This is a genomic window from Paenibacillus sp. 1A_MP2, assembly GCF_052244825.1.
Taxonomy (GTDB): Bacteria; Bacillota; Bacilli; order Paenibacillales; family Paenibacillaceae; genus Paenibacillus; species Paenibacillus vandeheii.
This window is the reverse complement of record NZ_JBQQCS010000001.1, coordinates 4,709,736-4,729,682: the sequence shown is the minus strand read 5'-3', so window position 1 is coordinate 4,729,682 and position 19,947 is coordinate 4,709,736. Positions and strand designations below refer to the sequence as shown.

The 19,947-nt window shown below is 46.4% G+C and carries 12 protein-coding genes and 5 pseudogenes; all 17 read left to right on the top strand.

Annotation, left to right across the window (positions count from 1 at the left end; translation table 11 throughout):
- The first annotated feature begins 59 nt into the window (after nt 1-59).
- Nucleotides 60-632, top strand: coding sequence for a hypothetical protein (locus ACTWJ7_RS23060; RefSeq protein WP_079346946.1), 573 nt, complete (start codon nt 60-62; stop codon nt 630-632).
- A 3-nt stretch (nt 633-635) separates the two neighbouring features.
- Complete coding sequence (locus ACTWJ7_RS23055; protein WP_301879234.1) at nt 636-1,268, top strand: hypothetical protein; 633 nt, start codon at nt 636-638, stop codon at nt 1,266-1,268.
- A gap of 274 nt (nt 1,269-1,542) precedes the next feature.
- Nucleotides 1,543-2,240, top strand: a pseudogene (rpsB, locus tag ACTWJ7_RS23050) (30S ribosomal protein S2).
- 116 nt (nt 2,241-2,356) lie between these two features.
- A pseudogene (tsf, locus tag ACTWJ7_RS23045) lies at nt 2,357-3,006 on the top strand (translation elongation factor Ts).
- Nucleotides 3,007-3,235: 229 nt separating this feature from the next.
- Nucleotides 3,236-3,964, top strand: a complete 729-nt coding sequence (gene pyrH, locus ACTWJ7_RS23040; RefSeq protein WP_024630245.1) for a UMP kinase — start codon at nt 3,236-3,238, stop codon at nt 3,962-3,964.
- Nucleotides 3,964-4,518: a ribosome recycling factor gene (frr, locus tag ACTWJ7_RS23035; RefSeq protein WP_024630246.1), complete on the top strand. Its 555-nt coding sequence runs from the start codon at nt 3,964-3,966 to the stop codon at nt 4,516-4,518. The genes pyrH and frr overlap by 1 nt, the downstream gene beginning before the upstream one ends.
- An 88-nt stretch (nt 4,519-4,606) precedes the next feature.
- Nucleotides 4,607-5,374, top strand: a complete 768-nt coding sequence (locus ACTWJ7_RS23030; protein WP_285079510.1) for an isoprenyl transferase — start codon at nt 4,607-4,609, stop codon at nt 5,372-5,374.
- Between the two features lie 16 nt (nt 5,375-5,390).
- Nucleotides 5,391-6,185, top strand: a complete 795-nt coding sequence (locus tag ACTWJ7_RS23025; protein ID WP_024630248.1) for a phosphatidate cytidylyltransferase — start codon at nt 5,391-5,393, stop codon at nt 6,183-6,185.
- Nucleotides 6,186-6,252: 67 nt separating this feature from the next.
- Nucleotides 6,253-7,392 carry a 1-deoxy-D-xylulose-5-phosphate reductoisomerase gene (locus ACTWJ7_RS23020; RefSeq protein ID WP_301879232.1) on the top strand — a complete coding sequence of 380 codons (1,140 nt, stop codon included), beginning with the start codon at nt 6,253-6,255 and terminating at the stop codon, nt 7,390-7,392.
- Between the two features lie 112 nt (nt 7,393-7,504).
- Nucleotides 7,505-8,775, top strand: a pseudogene (rseP, locus tag ACTWJ7_RS23015) (RIP metalloprotease RseP).
- 61 nt (nt 8,776-8,836) lie between these two features.
- A pseudogene (gene proS / locus ACTWJ7_RS23010) lies at nt 8,837-10,290 on the top strand (proline--tRNA ligase).
- A gap of 152 nt (nt 10,291-10,442) precedes the next feature.
- Nucleotides 10,443-14,762 (top strand): PolC-type DNA polymerase III, encoded by a 4,320-nt coding sequence (locus ACTWJ7_RS23005; RefSeq protein WP_079346936.1) that lies wholly within the window; start codon nt 10,443-10,445, stop codon nt 14,760-14,762.
- 258 nt (nt 14,763-15,020) lie between these two features.
- Nucleotides 15,021-15,482: a ribosome maturation factor RimP gene (rimP, locus tag ACTWJ7_RS23000; RefSeq protein WP_024630253.1), complete on the top strand. Its 462-nt coding sequence runs from the start codon at nt 15,021-15,023 to the stop codon at nt 15,480-15,482.
- A gap of 122 nt (nt 15,483-15,604) precedes the next feature.
- Nucleotides 15,605-16,701: pseudogene (gene nusA, locus ACTWJ7_RS22995) on the top strand (transcription termination factor NusA).
- A 25-nt stretch (nt 16,702-16,726) separates the two neighbouring features.
- A complete protein-coding gene (gene rnpM / locus ACTWJ7_RS22990; RefSeq protein ID WP_053783828.1) occupies nt 16,727-17,035 on the top strand; it encodes an RNase P modulator RnpM in 309 nt (102 codons plus the stop codon).
- Nucleotides 17,025-17,354, top strand: a complete 330-nt coding sequence (locus ACTWJ7_RS22985; RefSeq protein ID WP_029880929.1) for a YlxQ family RNA-binding protein — start codon at nt 17,025-17,027, stop codon at nt 17,352-17,354. The genes rnpM and ACTWJ7_RS22985 overlap by 11 nt, the downstream gene beginning before the upstream one ends.
- Nucleotides 17,347-19,932 (top strand): translation initiation factor IF-2, encoded by a 2,586-nt coding sequence (gene infB / locus ACTWJ7_RS22980; RefSeq protein WP_301879227.1) that lies wholly within the window; start codon nt 17,347-17,349, stop codon nt 19,930-19,932. Before ACTWJ7_RS22985 ends, infB begins: the two co-directional genes overlap by 8 nt.
- The last annotated feature ends 15 nt before the right edge of the window (nt 19,933-19,947 follow it).

Genomic DNA, 19,947 nt, shown 5'->3' with positions numbered 1-19,947 from the left:
CATGTGACTCACATGTAGTCTTGAGCATCGATGGCTGCATTAAAAGGAGAGAACCCAATTTGTCACCATGGATCATTATTGTCATATTAGGAGCCTGCGCTATTGCATATGCGTTTATCATGCCCAAGAAAAACAAGGTGCAGGAGCCTGGGCATCACCTGGTGCAAGAGATGGAAACTACGCTTGAACATTATATGGCTGAGATCGAAAACGACAATGATGCTCTCATCCAGCGTGTTGCTGAGATGAAGGGTGAGGCGACGGCTGCAGATCAGCGTATGCAATCTCAGCTTCAGGAATTACAGCGGAGGCTGGATCAACTCGAAGAAAGTAAAACGACACAAACAGACATATCCTCCAATATAATTCCGGTACATAGCACAAGCGGATTGCAAGCTCAGGCGCTTGTAGACAGTGTGCGAGCTGATTTGTCCCAACAGGCATCAGAAACAGTGCAGCAGGCGACTGAGCAAGAATCTAAGCCTGTACGTGAATCCATTAAGGATCGATATGCAGAGCTGTTTAATTTATATGCCGAAGGAAAGTCAGTCGATGCCATTGCCAAGCAGACGGGGATACAACGTGGAGAAGTACAGCTGATTTTACAGCTGGCAGAACGGGAGGAGAGCTAAGAAATGGACAAGCGCTCCTTATGGATTGGACTTGGAAGTGGCATGATTGCTGGTGCGGTATTGCTGCAGCTTGCAACGGTTGGACAAAACGCATTGTCTGAGAGTAATCTTGACCCGGATGTAGCTACAGCCAACCTGACCATGGAACAGCTTGAAGCGGCGGCGAAGAGTATGGATATGAAGCTTGTAGCTTCCGATGATGAGCTGTATACAGAAACTGAGTGGGTAGCGAAGAAGAAACAGGAAAGTAGCGAACTGCAGGGGAAAACGGCAACGGCCCCCGAAGCGGCAAAGTCAGCTGAGGAACCGGAGCAACCCGAGAATCCACAGCAACCTGCCACCAATGAAAGCGGAAACCAGAACGAAGTCAATCAGCCCAAGACGACTGAGCCGTCAACGCCTAACAATCCTGAAGCTGCGGCTACAGTATCTTTCAAAGTACGTTCAGGCAACAGTCTGGCCATTGTGGCGGGTAATCTGGAGAAAGCCGGGATTGTCGATAGTGCACAAGCTTTCATAAAAGCTGGCAGGGCTGAACGAATTAATACCAAAATACAAGTAGGCACCTATGACCTGGAGAAGGGCGAAAGCTTCAAATCCATTATTGCCAAGATTACAAAAGAACCGTCAAACTGAGTGCGCTCAGAAGGACGGTTTTTTATTTATAGATTGTGACAGGTTTTGCACCGCTACTACGGATATGAACTTGTTTGAAAAGAGCACTTTTTTGTACAAGGCATTTTAGTTTGAAAGACTGTTGCATCAGGCAATCAGTTATGCTATATTAGATAACGGTGTTAAAACACACGCATGTGCTAATTTTGTTGAGGGTGCTTTCCTGATGGAGAGTCTTGGCGAAAAATGATGCCGGCGGAGGACACAATAAAACCATATTAGGAGGTGTGTGAAGATGGCAGTAATCTCCATGAAGCAGCTTCTCGAAGCTGGGGTACACTTCGGTCACCAAACTCGTCGTTGGAACCCAAAAATGGATCGTTATATCTTCACTGAAAGAAACGGAATTTATATCATTGACTTGCAAAAGACAGTGAAAAAAGTCGAAGAGGCTTACAACTTCGTTAAAGGAATCGCAGGAGAGAATGGTACAATTCTTTTCGTGGGTACGAAAAACAAGCTCAAGATTCCGTTAAAGAAGAAGCTGAACGCGCTGGTCAATTCTACATTAACCAACGTTGGCTCGGCGGTACCCTGACTAACTTCTCAACTATTCAAAAACGTATTGATCGTTTGAAACAGTTGGAAGCTTGGGAAGAAGACGGTACTTTCGCTGTATTGCCTAAAAAAGAAGTAATCTTGCTTCGCAAAGAGAAAGATCGCCTGGAGAAATTCCTCGGCGGTATTAAAAATATGAAAGGCCTGCCAAGCGCCCTCTTCATCATCGATCCACGCAAAGAGCGTATCGCTGTTGCGGAAGCTCGCAAATTGGGTATCCCAATTGTAGGTATCGTTGATACAAACTGCGATCCGGACGAGATCGATTATGTTATCCCGGGTAACGACGACGCAATCCGCGCCGTTAAGCTGTTGACAGGTAAAATGGCTGATGCCGTTATCGAAGCTAACCAAGGCGAAGAAACTTCCGCTTAATAGATTCGAACATATCTAATGAATTAAATGAAAAGGGTGGTTGGTAGGTGGATAACCTCTCACTGCCCTTTTTTTAGAGTGTACGTACAATTACTTATTTTTGGAGGGAATTAATAATGGCAGTTAATGCGAGTGCAGTAAAAGAACTCCGTGAAAAAACGGGCGCAGGTATGCTCGATTGCAAAAAAGCACTGGAAGAAGCAAACGGTGACATCACGAAAGCAGCTGAATTGCTTCGTGAAAAAGGTCTGTCAGCAGCAGCAAGCAAAGCTGGCCGTGCAGCAACTGAAGGCGTTGTAGAATCTTATATCCACGCTGGTGGCCGTATTGGTGTACTGGTAGAAGTTAACTGTGAAACGGACTTCGTTGGTAAAACAGACCAATTCAAAGATTTCGTTAAGGACATCGCTATGCAAATCGCAGCAGCGAACCCGAAATTTGTCACTCGTGAAGAAGTTCCTACAGAAGAGCTGGAAAAGAGAAAGAAATCCTGAAAGCTCAAGCTTTGAACGAAGGCAAACCGGAAAAAATCGTTGAAAAAATGGTTGAAGGCCGTATTGGTAAATATTACGAAGAATTCTGCCTGTTGGAGCAAACTTTTGTTAAAGATCCAGACAAAACGATCTCCCAACTGTTGAACGAAAAAGTTAGCCAAATCGGTGAAAACATCTCCATCCGTCGTTTCGTTCGTTACGAGCTGGGTGAAGGTCTTGAGAAAAAAGTAGACAACTTCGTAGAAGAAGTTATGTCCCAAGTAAACAAATAAGACGGTTTTCAAACCGGCAAGCAGAAATGATTTTCGAAGATATAAGAATGATGAAACTTCGAAGCGCTACTCCCTTATATCCCAGGAAAACAATGCCTTACCGGTTGAACGTTTTTCCTAAAAGAGCGGAACACAACTGTGTTCCTTTCTTTTTAAGCAGGAGGCCATGCGCGAGAAGTTTTGTTGGTTGAACGCCCAGGGTGTTCAATTCAAAGTGGAGGGTGAATAATTGGAACAGCCAGTATTTAAACGTGTTGTCTTAAAGGTCAGCGGAGAGTCTCTTTCCGGTCAAAACGGCTACGGTATTGATGCAGAGACGATCTCGTCGATTGCCCAGCAAGTAAAAGAAGTGGTTGAACTAGGTGTACAGGTTGCTATCGTATGTGGCGGCGGAAACATCTGGCGTGGAATTGCCGGTAGCGAAAACGGCATTGACAGAGCGACTGCGGATTATATGGGGATGCTGGCGACGGTTATGAACTCGCTCGCACTGCAAGATGCACTGGAACAGATTGAAGTGCCTACACGCGTACAGACATCAATTGCCATGCAACAAATCGCAGAGCCTTATATTCGTCGTAGAGCTATTCGTCATCTGGAGAAAGGCCGGGTCGTTATTTTTGCAGCAGGTACAGGTAACCCGTTCTTCTCCACCGATACAACAGCAGCACTGCGCGCAGCGGAGATCGAAGCAGAAGTCATCTTGATGGCCAAAAACAAAGTAGATGGTGTGTACTCAGCAGATCCGTTTAAGGACAGCACAGCTGTCAAGTTTGATCAGTTGACTTACATGGATATACTTAACAAAGATCTTGGTGTAATGGACTCAACGGCGTCCTCGCTTTGTAAGGACAACAACATTCCGTTGATCGTATTTGCCATTACGGAACAAGGTAACATCAAACGTGTTGTTCTTGGTGAACGCATCGGGACAATCGTTAAAGGGAGTGTAGATTAATGCCACAAGCGGTTAAAAAACATGCCGAAGAACGTATGGATAAAGCGATTCAAGCGTTACGACGTGATCTTGCCACTTTGCGTGCAGGTCGTGCAACTCCGGCTCTTCTCGACCGGATTCAAGTGGAGTATTACGGTGCAATGACTCCGCTCAACCAATTGGCTAATATCAGTACACCGGATTCCCGGACACTGATGATCCAGCCATGGGATAAATCCTCCATGGGGGACATTGAGCGTGCAATTATGAAATCCGATCTTGGCCTTACGCCAGCGAACGACGGAACAATGATTCGTCTGTCCATTCCAGCACTTACGGAAGAACGCAGACAAGAACTAGTGAAGTTGACGAAAAAGTTCGGTGAAGAAGGTAAAGTAGCCATTCGTAATATTCGCCGTGATGCGAATGATGATATTAAAAAAATGGAGAAGTCAGACATTTCCGAGGACGAGTCCCGGAGACATCAAGACGACATCCAAAAATCGACCGACAAGTTTATTGCTGAAGTCGATAAGGTACTCGCTGCCAAAGAAAAAGAAATCATGGAAGTGTAAGACAAGCGCAGCCCCTCCAATACGGTGGGGTTTTGTCTCTTTTCCAAGCTTCAGGTGAAGAAACTTCAGGGATTTTGGAGGAACAGGAATGATCAAACGGGTTCGGTCGTGGTGGAATGGGGCTGACAAGCAGGAAACGCTGACTATATCCGAGGATAATATCCCGCAGCACGTCGCCATCATTATGGACGGCAATGGACGATGGGCGAAACGTTTGGGTCTCCCGCGAATAGCTGGCCATCAGAATGGGATGAAGGCGGTCAAACGTGCGACCATCGCGGCGGATGAACTGGGCATCAAATATCTGACGATGTACGCTTTTTCGACAGAAAACTGGACGCGTCCAAAAGAAGAAGTGGATTTTCTGATGCGGCTTCCGCAAGAATTTTTGGCGATAGAGCTGGATGAACTTATAGAAAAAAATGTACGCATTCGTATGATGGGCCAGGAGGAGCATTTGCCTTCACATACCATTAATGCTTTGCGTGAAGCTATACGTCTTACGGAACATAACACAGGGCTTGTTTTGAATTTTGCAATGAACTACGGAAGTCGTCGCGAAATGACAGAATGTGTCAAACAGATTGCTCTGCAGGTAAAGTCGGGGGAACTATCGGCAGAGGATATTACGCCTGAACTCATTGACAAACATATGCTCACTGGGGATATGCCTGATCCGGATTTGCTGATCCGGACGAGTGGAGAGTTGAGATTAAGCAATTTCATGCTTTGGCAGCTTGCATATAGCGAATTATGGTTTACGGATATATACTGGCCCGAATTTGGCAAAAAGCATTTGCTTGAAGCAGTAGCCGAATATCAGCGCAGAACAAGGCGTTACGGCGGTTTGAAATAGATGGAGGATGAAGCCGTTGAAACAGCGATTAACGACTGGAATCATAGCAGGTGTGTTGTTTTTGGGTTTTTGCATGCTGGGCGGACCCTGGTACCATGGTTTGGTATTGCTTATGGCTCTCATCGGTTATTATGAATTTGTGAAAATGACCGGGGTACAGCCTTTTTCAGGTGTAGCCCTAATCGGTTATGCAGGTATCTTTGCAATTGTATTTCCTTGGGAAATGGTTTGGGAAGCCAGACCGCTAACGTTATTCCAGATTGGCTGGATTGTGATGCTGGTTTTAATGACAGCCTCTGTTGTAACTAAAAATAAGATTTCTGTGAACACAGTAGCTATGCTCTTTCTGGGAGTAATGTACATTGGAATCGGTTTTTATTACATTGCAGAATCGAGACATTTGCATCATGGATTGTTCTGGACATTCCTGCTGTTAGGTTCCATATGGGCAAGTGATGCTGGTGCCTATTTTGTTGGAAAACTGATCGGAAAGAACAAATTGTGGCCCTCGATTAGTCCTAACAAAACAGTAGAGGGTGCGCTCGGCGGGATAGTAATCGCGGTAGTCACTTCTGTTGTTTTTGCATGGGTGTCAGACGGGTTGTTGTCTTGGCAAAGAGCGGTATGGATTGGGATTGCATGCGCGGTTGTGGGACAGATGGGAGATCTGATCCAATCTGCTTACAAACGTGTGTATAACATCAAAGATTCCGGCACTCTGCTCCCGGGGCATGGCGGTATTCTGGATCGGTGCGACAGCTGGATTGTCGTTTTTCCATTCGTACATATACTAATGCTTTTGCCCTATTAAAGATGAGCACAAGCCACATGACGAGATGTTCGTCATAGGCATTGGATAAATAAAGATGAGGTGCGGCATGAAAAAAATTGCGATTCTCGGGTCAACGGGTTCCATTGGAACCCAGACACTGGATGTAGTCGATATGCATCCCGAACGCTTTCAAGTAGAGGGACTTGCTGCTGGGGGCAATATAGAACTGCTGATTGAACAAGCGAAGCGCTACCGGCCCAAAAAGGTATCCGTTGGCTCGAAAGAGCTGGCCGAAATCGTGGCTCCGCACTTACCTGCTGAAACGCAGCTTTTTTATGGTAAAGAAGGACTGGTGGAAGTTGCTGCCGGAACGGATGCAGATACGGTTGTTACTGCTGTAATGGGGAGTGTTGGGCTTGAGTCAACCCTGGCTGCTATTGATGCAGGCAAACAGATTGGGCTGGCTAATAAGGAGACTCTAATTACAGCGGGACACATTGTTACTGCCAGAGCGGCTGCAAAAGGGGTACCGATTCTGCCTGTAGATAGTGAGCACTCGGCTATCTTTCAATGCCTGAATGGAGAGCCTCGTGAACGTGTGATGGGAATTACGCTTACGGCCTCTGGAGGATCTTTCCGTCATTTGACTCGTGAACAGTTAAAGGAAGTTACCGTGGAAGATGCGCTCAAACATCCGAATTGGTCCATGGGCTCGAAGATTACGATAGACTCGGCGACGATGGTGAATAAAGGCCTGGAAGTTATTGAAGCGCATTGGCTGTTTGGTCTAAGTTATGATCAGATTGATGTGTTGCTACACCCGGAGAGCATCATTCATTCCTACGTGGAGTTTAATGATACGAGTATTATTGCGCAGCTTGGCAATCCGGACATGCGTGTTCCCATTCAGTATGCACTTACTTATCCTGACCGCTTGCCTTCACCTGCGAAACGTCTATCCTTAGCGCAAGCGAGCGAGCTGCATTTCCGTGAGATGGATATGGAACGGTTCCCTTGTTTAAGAATGGCGTACGAGTGTGGTAAAATGGGAGGAACCGCAACAACGGCGTTTAATGCAGCCAACGAGGTTGCCGTAGCCCGCTTCTTGCGTAAAGAGATTTCGTTCCTTAAAATAGAGGATATTATTGCTTCTGTGCTGGAAGCACACCGCAATGTGGACAAGCCTGATCTGGAGGAAATCGCAAGATGTGATCAGGAGAGCCGTCAATTTGCGTTCAGTCTTTGATCTCTTTTTCAAGATAAAATGGAAGAAGTGATTCTCTTGTGCGGCATCAGAGAATAATGATAATCTAAAGGGACAGACTGCGGTTCGTGCCGTGAAGGAGGATGGATAGGGATTGGAAACCATACAAGTGGTATTTCTAACGGTGCTCATGTTCTTTGTCATCGTGACGGTTCATGAATGGGGACATTATTATTTTGCCAAACGCGCCGGTATTCTTGTACGGGAATTTGCGATCGGTTTTGGTCCCAAATTGTTCTCATATAAAAGAAACGAGACCCAGTTTACACTGCGTTTGCTGCCTTTTGGCGGATATGCACGTATGGCTGGGGAAGACCCGGAACTGGTAGAGATTCAAGAAGGTCAGACCATTGCAGTAAGAGCTGCTGATGACCAAGTCAAAATGATCTACCTCGATCAATTGGATAACCGAAAAAATGTAATTCGTGGTGAAGTGATCTCCATAGATATGGAGACTGCGTTGAAATTGCAACTCGATGTGGATGGCGAAATTCAGCAGTACCGGATACATCCGCAAGCGATGTTAGTAAGTCGAGGCAAACAAACCCAGATTGCACCGAAAGATCGCCAATTTGGCAGTAAAACGGTGGGGCAGCGGGCCCTGGCTATTTTTGCCGGACCACTCATGAATTTCATCCTGGCATTTGTGTTGTTTGCCGTATATGCGCAAATGGCAGGCGTTGTCGTTGAAAATCCGCAAAATCTGGAAATTGGTGAAGTGCTTGAAGGTGGAGCCGCCGACCAGGCGAATTTGCAAAGGGAGATATCATTGAAACAATCAATGGTACTGCTATTGGTACAGATTCGCAAAAAATGGTGACGATGATTGCTGATTCCAAAGACAAACCGATGGAATGGACGCTGCGTCGGGGAAATGAAACGTTTAATATAACGATTACACCTCGTGCCGTAGAAGGACAAGAAGGCGGGAAAGTAGGAATTGTACCAACGTTACCAACCCGATCCGTTGGATTTGTAGAAACCTTCAAGGTGTCAGGGATAGCGATGGTCGATACAACCAAAGTGATCTTTGAGGGCTTCAAGCACTTGATCAATCAGTTTAACATGGATGATATTGGTGGTCCTGTGCGTACTTTTGAAGTTACAGGCCAAATTGCGAAGCAGGGGATCGAGCAGTTGACGAGATGGGCAGCTATCTTGAGTCTGTACCTCGGTATTTTCAACCTGTTGCCAATTCCGGCGCTGGATGGAAGCCGTCTTGTATTCCTCGGAATTGAAGGGCTGCGGGGCAGACCCGTTGACCCTAACCGTGAAGGTATGGTTCACTTTGTCGGCTTCGCCATGTTGTTTGTACTGATGCTGGCAGTAACATATAATGATATATTACGATTAATTAACGGATAATTATGGTTTGACTAGCTCTGACTATTCAGAGCTAGTCGTTATGGGAGGACGCTGGAGTCTTATGTCAAAGGAAAATGATAAACAGTTCGTGACTGAAATTACACCTCAGGGCGAGGATTTCTCACGCTGGTACATTGATGTTATTAAAAAAGCTGATCTCATGGACTATTCACCCGTACGCGGTTGTATTGTTTTCAAACCAGACGGCTTCGAAATTTGGGAGCACATCAAGGATGAGATGGACCGTCGTTTCCGTGAAACCGGTCATCGCAATGCTTACTTCCCAATGTTTATTCCCGAGAGCTTTTTCCAAAAGAAAAAGAACATGTTGAAGGGTTCAACCCTGAATTGCCTTGGGTAACGGAAGCAGGCGGAGAAAAGCTGGAAGAGCGTCTGGCAATCCGCCCAACCTCCGAAACCATCATTGGTCATATGTACTCCAAATGGATTCAGTCGTATCGTGACTTGCCAGTACTGATCAACCAATGGGCTAACGTGGTTCGCTGGGAGAAGAGAACACTGCCTTTCCTTCGTACAAGTGAATTCCTGTGGCAAGAAGGCCATACGGCGCACGAGAACGAAGAAGAAGCACGCGAAGAGACGATGAAAATGCTTGGAATTTACCGCGAAGTTGTGGAAGAATATCTGGCAATTCCCGTTATTACAGGTCAGAAAACAAAATCCGAGAAATTTGCAGGTGCTGTAGACACCTTCTCCATCGAAGCAATGATGAAGGATGGACGTGCGGTTCAAGCCGGAACTTCTCATTATATGGGTACGAATTTTGCGAAAGCATTTGAGATCCAATATCTTAGCCGCAACAACGTACTGGAATTGGCTCACACCACTTCGTGGGGAACAAGCACACGTCTGATCGGTGCATTGATTATGGTTCACGGGGATGACCGTGGTCTGGTTCTTCCTCCTAAAGTAGCACCAACACAAGTGGTTATGATTCCGATTGGACCTCCAAAAACGCGTGATGCCGTTGTAGGCCGTGCGGATGAGTTGTTCGCTGAACTGAAACAAGCGGGAATCCGTGTGAAAATGGATGATCGCAGTGATGTTCGTCCAGGCTGGAAATTTAACGAGTACGAAATGCGTGGTGTTCCAATTCGTCTTGAGATTGGTCCGCGTGATATGGAGAATGGTGTGTGTGTTCTCGTTTCCCGGATTACTGGAGAGAAGAAAGTGGTTGAACAAGCGAATCTGGTGGAAGAAATCCAGACGATGCTGACTCAAGTGCAAGCCGATATGCTGCAACGTGCTCGCACGTTTATGTCGGACAACTTCTACTCTGTCGATACGCTTGATGAGATGAAGGAATTGATGGAAAACAAACGCGGGTTCACACTGGCTGGATGGTGCGGTTCAGAAGCTTGCGAAGATAAAGTAAGAGAAGTAACAGGTGCAACAAGCCGGAATATTCCGTTCCAGCCTGCGGAAGAAAAGCATACGTGCCTGGCTTGTGGTGAACAAGCGAAACACACGGTTGTGTTTGCAAGAGCGTACTAGGTCAGGAAGACATGACTAACTGCACTTATTCACCGTAAGAGTAAGGAATGGAGAGCTTCTGTCGGATAAAATGAGTCGGTGCGGGTTCGGATCGGGGACATTTTTGAATGCAGAGGCTTTTTCTGTTTGAAGGGGGTACAAGGAGGAACACGATGAGTGGATTCGAGGAGAAGAGAAAACGGTTTGAGTTGTTGATGAAACAGACGGAGCTTCCGGCTGGCCTGATAGAGCCCTACTTTTTGGATGGATGGATTGAACGGGTGGAGACAAGCCGTAGCAACCGCGATTGGACTATTGTGATTGCAAAGGATACCTTGGTTCCTGCTCCAATCTATCGTACATTTTGCCTGCATATCCAGGAGAAAATGAATCATATTTCCAAGATTACGTTTGGTTTCAAATATAGTGATCAGGTCGAGATTGGTGATATTGTCAGTGAGTATTGGAATCTGTTCCTAGAGTGGGTTACACGGGAGATTCCATCCGTGAATGGTTGGATGAATCGCACCAAGTTTGAATGTGAAGCAGATCTGCTGCAATTGACGATGAGTGATGCCATGTCGATGGAGCTTGCGAAGAAGAAGCAGATTGATCAGGCAATAACAACCTTTTATGATAAGTATTTTCAAGTGCCCTTGCGGGTCAAACTGCTCGTTGGTGAGGTTGAAAGCAACAAAGAGGCGATGGAGCAATTCCAGCTCAAGAAGCGGGAAGAAGAGCTTCAAGTAATCGAACAGATGATGAGCGAAGTGGACTCGGAAATGCCTGAAGAGGAAGAACAGGGCGATGTTCGCTTACAAATGGGATATGAGATCAAAGAACCACCTGTACCTATGCAGGAAGTTCAAGATGAAGAGAAAAAGGTTACGTTACAGGGAACGGTCTTTGGACTGGATCGCAAAGAATTGCGTAACGGAAATACGTTATTTACGTTTTATTTGACGGACTTCACGGATTCCATGCAAATGAAGATGTTCGCCAAAACAAAAGAGGATGTCAGAATCCTCAGCTTGCTTGCCAATGGAAAATGGGTAAAAGTCCGTGGACGTGTAGAATACGACCGGTTTATGCAAATCCCGGAACTTGCTATGATTCCGTCAGATTTGGTTGAAGTAAAGGCACCGCCATCCCGTAAGGATAATGCAGCTGAGAAACGGGTTGAGTTCCATCTGCATTCCACAATGAGTACAATGGATGCCGTAACTTCGATCGACAAATATGTAAAGACTGCAGCGGAATGGGGACACAAGGCAATCGCGGTAAGTGATCATGGCGGTGTGCAGGTGTATCCGGAGGCGTCCAAAGCGGCCAAGAAAAACGGAATTAAAATGATTTACGGCCTTGAGGCCAATGTGGTGAACGATTCGGTTGCTGTTGTTTTGGCGCCGCAGCCATTGGAGCTCAAATCAGCGACGTATATTGTCTTTGATATTGAGACCACAGGTCTATCGGTAACCCAGAACAAGATCATCGAGATTGCTGCAGTGAAGGTAGAGGACGGAAAAGAGATTGATCGCTTTGCTACCTTTGTAAATCCGCATGAGCGCATTCCATATAACATTCAGCAGTTGACCAACATTAACGATGATATGGTGAAGGATGCACCTGAGCTAGAACCGGTTATCCGTGACTTTGTAGAGTTTGCCGGAGATGGCGTATTGGTTGCGCATAATGCGCGATTCGATATGGGCTTTATTCAGGCTTCACTGAAACAGCTTGGTATGCCTGAGCTTCCGAACCCTGTCCTTGATACATTGGAACTGGCACGGTTGTTATATCCAAAAATGAAGAACCACCGTCTGAATACGCTGGCGGATAAATATAAAGTAGCACTGGAAAGTCATCACCGGGCGATTGATGATACGATTGCACTCGCAGGCATACTGAATGGATTGGTTAATGATGCTTTCCAGATGAAAGGCCTGACCATGCTTGATCGGCTCAACGATTATGTCGGTGTTGATCTCTCGAATACGCGTCCATTCCATTGTGGAATCTATGCTTTGAATGATGTCGGCAAAAAGAATCTCTATAAACTGGTATCCCTTTCTCATACGGAGCACTTCAAACGGGTACCATGTATTCCGAAATCGAAACTGATCAATTTGCGTGAAGGCCTCATTATTTTATCCGGTTGTGAAAAAGGCGAGTTTTTCGAGGCGGTGCTTAACAAATCACTTGAAGAGGCAGAAGAGATCGCTCACTTCTATGACATTTTGGAGATCCAGCCTCTGACGATGTATATGCACTTGGTCGACAAAGGGCTGGTAGCTACACCTGAGGAATTGAAGCTCGCGGTTCGCAAAGTTGTTGATATTGGTGCAAAATTGGGGAAACCGGTCATAGCGACAGGTAACGTGCATTATCTGGAGCCGCGCGACAAGCTATATCGGGATATTACCATTCATGGAATTACAGGCTTTAGCCCGCTCAAGGATCAGCGTAAACCGGATGCTCACTTAAGAACGACGGATGAAATGCTGGAAGAGTTCCAGTACCTGGGCCAAGACAAAGCCTACGAAGTTGTCGTTACAAATACGGTTGAATTAGCGGATCGATTTGAGGAAATCAAGCTGTTCCCGGATAAGCTGTTTACCCCAATCCTGGAAGGTGCGGACGATGAAATCCGCAATACCTGCTATAATACCGCCAAGTCCATTTATGGTGAGGAACTGCCGGAAGTCATTGTGGCGAGACTTGAGAAAGAACTGAAGCCAATCATCAAATACGGTTTTTCTGCCAACTATCTGATCTCGGAACGACTGGTTAAAAAATCAAATCAGGACGGCTACCTTGTCGGCTCCCGGGGATCCGTTGGTTCGTCTGTCGTTGCTACTTTCCTGGGTATTTCCGAGGTTAATCCGCTGCCAGCACACTATATTTGTGTGAATCCGGAATGCAAACACAGTGAGTGGTTCCTCGACGGCAGTGTACCGAGTGGATTTGACCTTCCGGAGAAAGAATGCCCTGATTGTGGAGGCCGACTAAAAGGCGAAGGGCAGGATATTCCGTTTGAGACCTTCCTTGGTTTTAAAGGGGACAAGGTTCCCGATATTGACTTGAACTTCTCGGGTGATTATCAGCCGCATGCGCATAACTATACTAAGGTGCTTTTCAGCGAAAAGAGTGTTTTCCGTGCGGGCACGATCGGCACGGTGGCTGAGAAAACGGCGTTCGGTTTTGCCAAGAAATATGAGGAAGAGCATCACAAGAAATGGCGCGGGGCTGAGCTGAATCGTCTGGCTTCCGGCTGCACAGGGGTTAAGCGTAGTACCGGACAGCATCCTGGTGGTATTGTCGTTGTACCAGACTATATTGAAGTGGAAGATGTAACGCCTGTACAATTCCCGGCCGATGATGTTAATGCGGAGTGGAAAACAACGCACTTTGACTATCACGCCTTCGAAGAAAATTTGCTAAAACTCGATATTCTGGGGCACGATGATCCAACCATGATGCGGATGCTGCAGGATTTGACGGGAATCGATCCAACGACGATTCCGATGAATGATCCTAAAGTCATGAGCATGTTCAACTCAACGGAGGCACTGGGCGTTACGCCGGAGCAGATTCGATCACCTGTTGCCACTTTTGGTGTACCAGAGATGGGCACGAAGTTTGTACGTCAGATGCTTGTCGAATCACAGCCTTCTTCTTTTGCCGATTTACTCCAGATCTCCGGATTGTCTCATGGTACGGGGGTATGGCTCGGTAACGCACAAGATCTAATCAAAAATGGAACGTGTAACATCAAAACGGTGATTGGTTGCCGGGATGATATCATGTTGTTCCTGATCTATAAGGCAGGCATGGACGCCAGTCTGGCCTTTAAAATTACGGAGAGTGTGCGTAAAGGGCGTGGTTTGCCGCAAGAATGGATTGATGAGATGAAAAATTGCAAGGTACCGCAATGGTACATTGACTCCTGTCTTAAAATCCAGTACATGTTTCCGAAGGCCCACGCGGCAGCTTATGTTATCTCGGCAGTGCGTACAGCCTTCTTCAAGCTGTATCACCCTATTGAATACTACGCGACATACTTCACAGTTCGTGCGGATGAGTTTGATATAGAATTGGTATGTCAGGGCTATGAGCCCATCTATCGGAAGATCGTAGAGATTGAACAATTAGGTTTCCAAGCACCGCCAAAAGAAAAAAATATGCTGCCTGTCCTTGAGATGGCACTTGAGATGGCAGCACGCGGATTCTCGCTCAAACCGATTGATCTCTATCGTTCGGAAGCGACGAAGTTTATCGTTGACGGTAATTCACTCATTCCTCCGTTCTCTGCATTGGGAGGAATCGGGGATAATGCTGCACGCAACATCGCTGCGGCAAGAGAGCATGGAGAATTCCTGTCGATTGAAGATTTCCAGCAGAAGTCCAAAGCAAGTAAAACGATTGTTGAGCTGTTGACTGGTATGGGATGCTTCCGTGGTTTGCCGGAAAGCAATCAATTATCACTGTTCTAAAATGGCATTTTGCGTATCCAATGTTGGTCTGTGATGTGATTGCGAAATTTTTCTTCATTAGTAACCAAAATGCCTGAATGATCGCTTACTTGTCACTATTACCAGACTATGTTATAATTTTTGAAGTGAACGAGATAGTACGAATTTCTAAAGAGTGGGGAAACCCACTCTTTAGTCTTTGGTATACAAGAATCTTGGGTAATGAAGAAATTGCCAGTCCTTATTTGCTGGTGTAACCTAAGTTGGAGGTTATCGGTTTTGAGCACAACGAACATTAAATCTACCGTGGAAGAAATGATCCAACCCTACTTGAACGAACAAGGCTTCGAGCTGGTTGACATCGAATACGTCAAAGAAGGCAGCAACTGGTTTTTACGGGTGTATGTCGACAAAGAGGGTGGCATCGACATCGATGATTGTGTCTTGATCAGCGAAAAGCTGAGCGCCAAGCTGGATGAGAACGATCCGATTCCAACCATCTATTTCCTTGAAGTGTCTTCTCCCGGTGCGGAGCGTCCACTGAAAAAACCAGAGGATGTTGCCAAATCCGTAGGCAAAAATGTATTTGTTACAACCTACGAGCCGGTAAATGGAATAAAGGAATTTGAAGGCAAGCTGCTTTCCTTTGATAACGGGGAACTTGTGATCGAAGCAGGCAAGAAACAGCATGCCATTCTTTATGACAAGGTTGCGAGTGCGCGCCTGGCCATTCTGTTTTAAGTGCCTTGTTCACTTATTAATGAAAAAGACACATCTCACGATAACGGCAAGGTGCTCATGAGTTTAGAGCCTTTCGCCGTTTTACGTATGAGATGCCATGTTTGAAAGGGGGATCAACATTCATGAGTATGGATTTTATTGAAGCAATGAATGAATTGGAGCGGGAAAAGGGATCAGCAAGGATGTGCTTTTTGAAGCGATCGAGGCAGCGCTTATCTCCAGCTACAAGCGTAATTTCAACACCGCCCAGAATGTGCGTGTTGACATGAACCGCAATACGGGTGTTATCCGGGTATATGCCCGCAAATTGATCGTGGAAGAAGTCCTGGATTCACGTACCGAAATTTCATTGCCTGCTGCACGAGAGATCAACCCACACTTCCAGCTGGAAGATATTGCGGAGATTGAAGTTACGCCGCGTGATTTCGGACGTATCGCCGCACAAACTGCCAAACAGGTAGTTACCCAGCGGATTCGTGAAGCCGAACGCGGCCTGATCTACAACGCTTTCGTAGATAAGGAAGAAGATATCGTTACGGGAGTGGTGCAGCGTCAGGATTTGCGCAATATCTACATCGATCTGGGCAAAATCGAAGCGGCTTTACCGCTGACCGAATTGATGCCGAACGAGAAGTTTGTTCATGGTGACCGTATTAAAGCGTACATCACCAAGGTCGAGAATACGACCAAAGGGCCGCAAATCATTTTGTCCCGTACCCATCCGGGCTTGTTGAAACGTCTCTTTGAACTGGAAGTACCTGAAATTTTTGACGGTGTAGTCGAGATTCGCTCCGTCGCACGTGAAGCGGGCTTCCGCTCCAAGATTGCCGTTCATTCCCGCAATGAGGAAGTTGATCCGGTTGGATCATGTGTAGGTCCTAAGGGAATGCGCGTGCAGACCATTGTGGGTGAGCTGCGCGGTGAAAAAATTGACATCGTTCGTTTCTCCGACCAGGTAGACGAATATGTGGCTAATGCACTTAGTCCTTCCAAGGTATTGGAAGTTCAAGTATTTGAGGAAGAAAAGATGGCTCGGGTTATTGTTCCTGACTATCAGCTGTCCCTCGCCATTGGGATCAAAGGTCAAAATGCCCGATTGGCAGCCAAACTGACCGGCTGGAAAATCGACATTAAGAGCGAGAGCCAGGCGGAACAGGAATTCGGCAGAGAGAAAGATTCTTCTTTGGAAATGCACCAAGATTCCATCTCCGTCGACTAAAGTAAAGCACGGGGGGCGCTAACGTATGAAAACCAAAAAAGTACCGCTGCGCAAATGTGTGGCGTGTCAGGAAATGATGCCCAAAAAGCAGCTTATCCGTATCGTTAAAACGCCAGAGGATGAAGTGCTAATCGATTTGACTGGCAAAAAGTCCGGACGTGGTGCCTATTTATGCGGCAAAGAGTCCTGTTTTAAGCTTGCACTCAAAAACCGGTCTTTGGATCGGGCGCTAAAGGGCAAAGTCTCACCGGAAATTTATGAGCAATTGGCAGCTGATTTTGTCGCGGTAGAGGACGAATTCATAGCAGCACAGGAGCGTGAACATGATGAATAACAAAACATTGTCTTATCTGGGACTCTCCATGCGTGCAGGCAAACTTGTAACAGGTGAAGAAATTGTACTTAAAGCGATCCGTTCTTCCGAAGCTAAAATGGTTATTGTTGCGGGTGACGCCTCGGCCAATACACAAAAGAAATTTCGCGACAAATGCGGGACATATAAAGTTCCACTGGTGATCGGATTTGACCGGGATAGTCTGGGTTCAAGTATCGGTAAAGAAACGCGGGTTGTTCTTGCAGTAACGGATCGAGGGTTTGCAAAAATGATCTCCAAGCAAGTCGGTATAATGTCGGAGGTGGAGTATATTGAGTAAACAGGAAAACAAGGATAAATTGCGAGTTTATGAATATGCGAAGTCCCTTAATATGAGTAGTAAAGAAATTATAACCATTCTTAAAAAGCTGGATATTCCCGTAAACAATCATATGAGTGTCATGGAGAATGGTTCAGTCGGTAAGGTGGAACAATTTTTTAAAGATATAAAATCCACTGCGGCTTCCAAACAAAACAACGAAGCAAAATCCGTTGCTACTTCGTCAATGCGCAGTGACAAAACAGTGGACAGCAACAAACCGGCCGGCGGAGTGAACACGCCGAAAAGCAACAACACATCCGGTAGTCCCGTACAAACAAAAATACAACAGGAAAAGCAGGTAGGTATGAACAATAGACCAAATTCCAACAATAACAATGGCTCCCAAAGACCTAGCGGCCAAGACAGCCGCAACAGAACGAATTCTTCCCAAGGCTCAAGCCAAGGAGGACAATCAAGTAATCGTCCAAGACCAGCTCAAGGTGGACAAAGCAGCACAGCATCCCGTCCGCAAAGTACGGGTCAACGTCCAACGAGCAGTGGTGGCGGTCAAACAAGAAGTGCAGGCCCGAACAGCGGTGGCAACACTGGCACTGGTGGCAACCGTACTGGTGGCCAAGGACAGAGCTCGGGACAAGGCCAACGCAGAGGCGGCCAAGGTAATTCAGGCAATAACAACAGCAATAGCGGCAATCGTTCAAACAGCGGTGGCGGTGGACGTCGTTATGACGACAACCGTGGCGGCAACTTCCGCGGTAACCGTGGTGGCAAGAACAACCGCAACAGAAATCAACAACAGTACCAACAACGTGAGAAAATTGATAACACACCTAAGAAAATCATCGTACGTGGTGACATGACTGTTGGTGAAACAGCGAAGTTGCTCCATAAAGATGCTTCTGAAGTTATCAAAAAACTCATCGCAATGGGTGTTATGGCAACGATTAACCAAGAGCTTGATATCGAAACCATCCTTCTGCTTGCTGGAGAGTTCGGTGTTGAGGTTGAAGTGAAAATTGTCCTTGAAGATGACCGTTTCGAGACTCTGGAAGAGAATGATGAGCCTGCTGACTTGCAATCTCGTCCACCAGTAGTTACGATCATGGGTCACGTTGACCATGGTAAAACAACATTGCTTGATGCGATTCGTTCAACGAATGTAACGGGCGGAGAAGCAGGCGGTATCACACAGCATATCGGTGCTTATCAAGTAGAAATTAACAACAAAAAAATCACGTTCCTAGATACACCGGGTCACGAAGCGTTTACCGCTATGCGTGCACGTGGAGCACAGGTTACGGATATTACAATTATTGTTGTAGCTGCTGATGACGGTGTAATGCCACAAACGGTTGAGGCAATTAACCATGCTAAAGCTGCAGGGCTGCCAATTATCGTAGCTGTCAACAAAATTGACAAGCCGGGTGCAGATCCGGATAAAGTAAAACAGGAATTGACCAACTATGAACTCGTTCCAGAAGAGTGGGGCGGCGATACCATCTTTGTTAACGTTTCGGCGAAACAAAGAATGGGACTGGAAGGTCTGCTTGAAATGATCCTGCTCGTTGCAGAAGTGAACGAGTACAAAGCGAACCCGGACAAACGTGCCCGTGGTACAGTGATCGAAGCCGAGCTGGATAAAGGACGTGGCCCAGTTGCCCGTATTCTCGTGCAGCACGGTACACTGAAAGTCGGAGATGCTTTTGTCGCAGGTAACTGCTTCGGTCGTGTACGTGCGATGGTGAATGACAAAGGTCGCCGTTTAAAAGAAGCTGGACCTTCAACACCTGTAGAAATTACCGGTCTGACTGAGGTTCCAGGTGCTGGTGATCCGTTCATGGTGTTTGAGGATGAGCGTAAAGCGCGTTCCATCGCTGACAAACGTGCAATTACACAACGTGAATCCGATCTGGGTACTAACACACGTGTAACATTGGATGATCTGTTCCAGCACATCAAAGACGGCGAAATCAAAGATCTGAACGTAATCATTAAAGGTGACGTACAAGGTTCGGTTGAAGCATTGAAAGGTTCCCTTGCGAAAATCGAAGTTGAAGGTGTGCGCGTGAAAATCATTCACAGCGGCGCTGGTGCGATTACAGAATCCGACATCATTTTGGCTGCTGCATCGAATGCCATCGTTATCGGTTTCAACGTTCGTCCTGATAACCAGGCGAAATCGACTGCAGATCAAGAGCAAGTAGACATTCGTCTGCATCGCGTGATCTACAGTGTTATTGAAGAGATTGAACAAGCGATGAAAGGTATGCTTGATCCGATCTACAAAGAAAAAGTAATCGGTCATGCTGAAGTTCGGAGCACATTCTCCATCAGTAAAGTGGGTACCATTGCTGGATGTATGGTTACCTCGGGTAAAATTACCCGTTCCGCGGAAGCACGTGTGATTCGTGATGGCATCGTCCTTTACGAAGGTAAGCTGGATTCCCTGAAACGCTACAAAGATGATGCCAAAGAAGTAGCCCAAGGCTACGAGTGCGGTATCACGCTGGATAAATACAATGATCTCAAAGAGGGCGACGTTATTGAAGCCTTCATTATGGAGACCGTACAACGATAAGCAAGGAAGCATGAG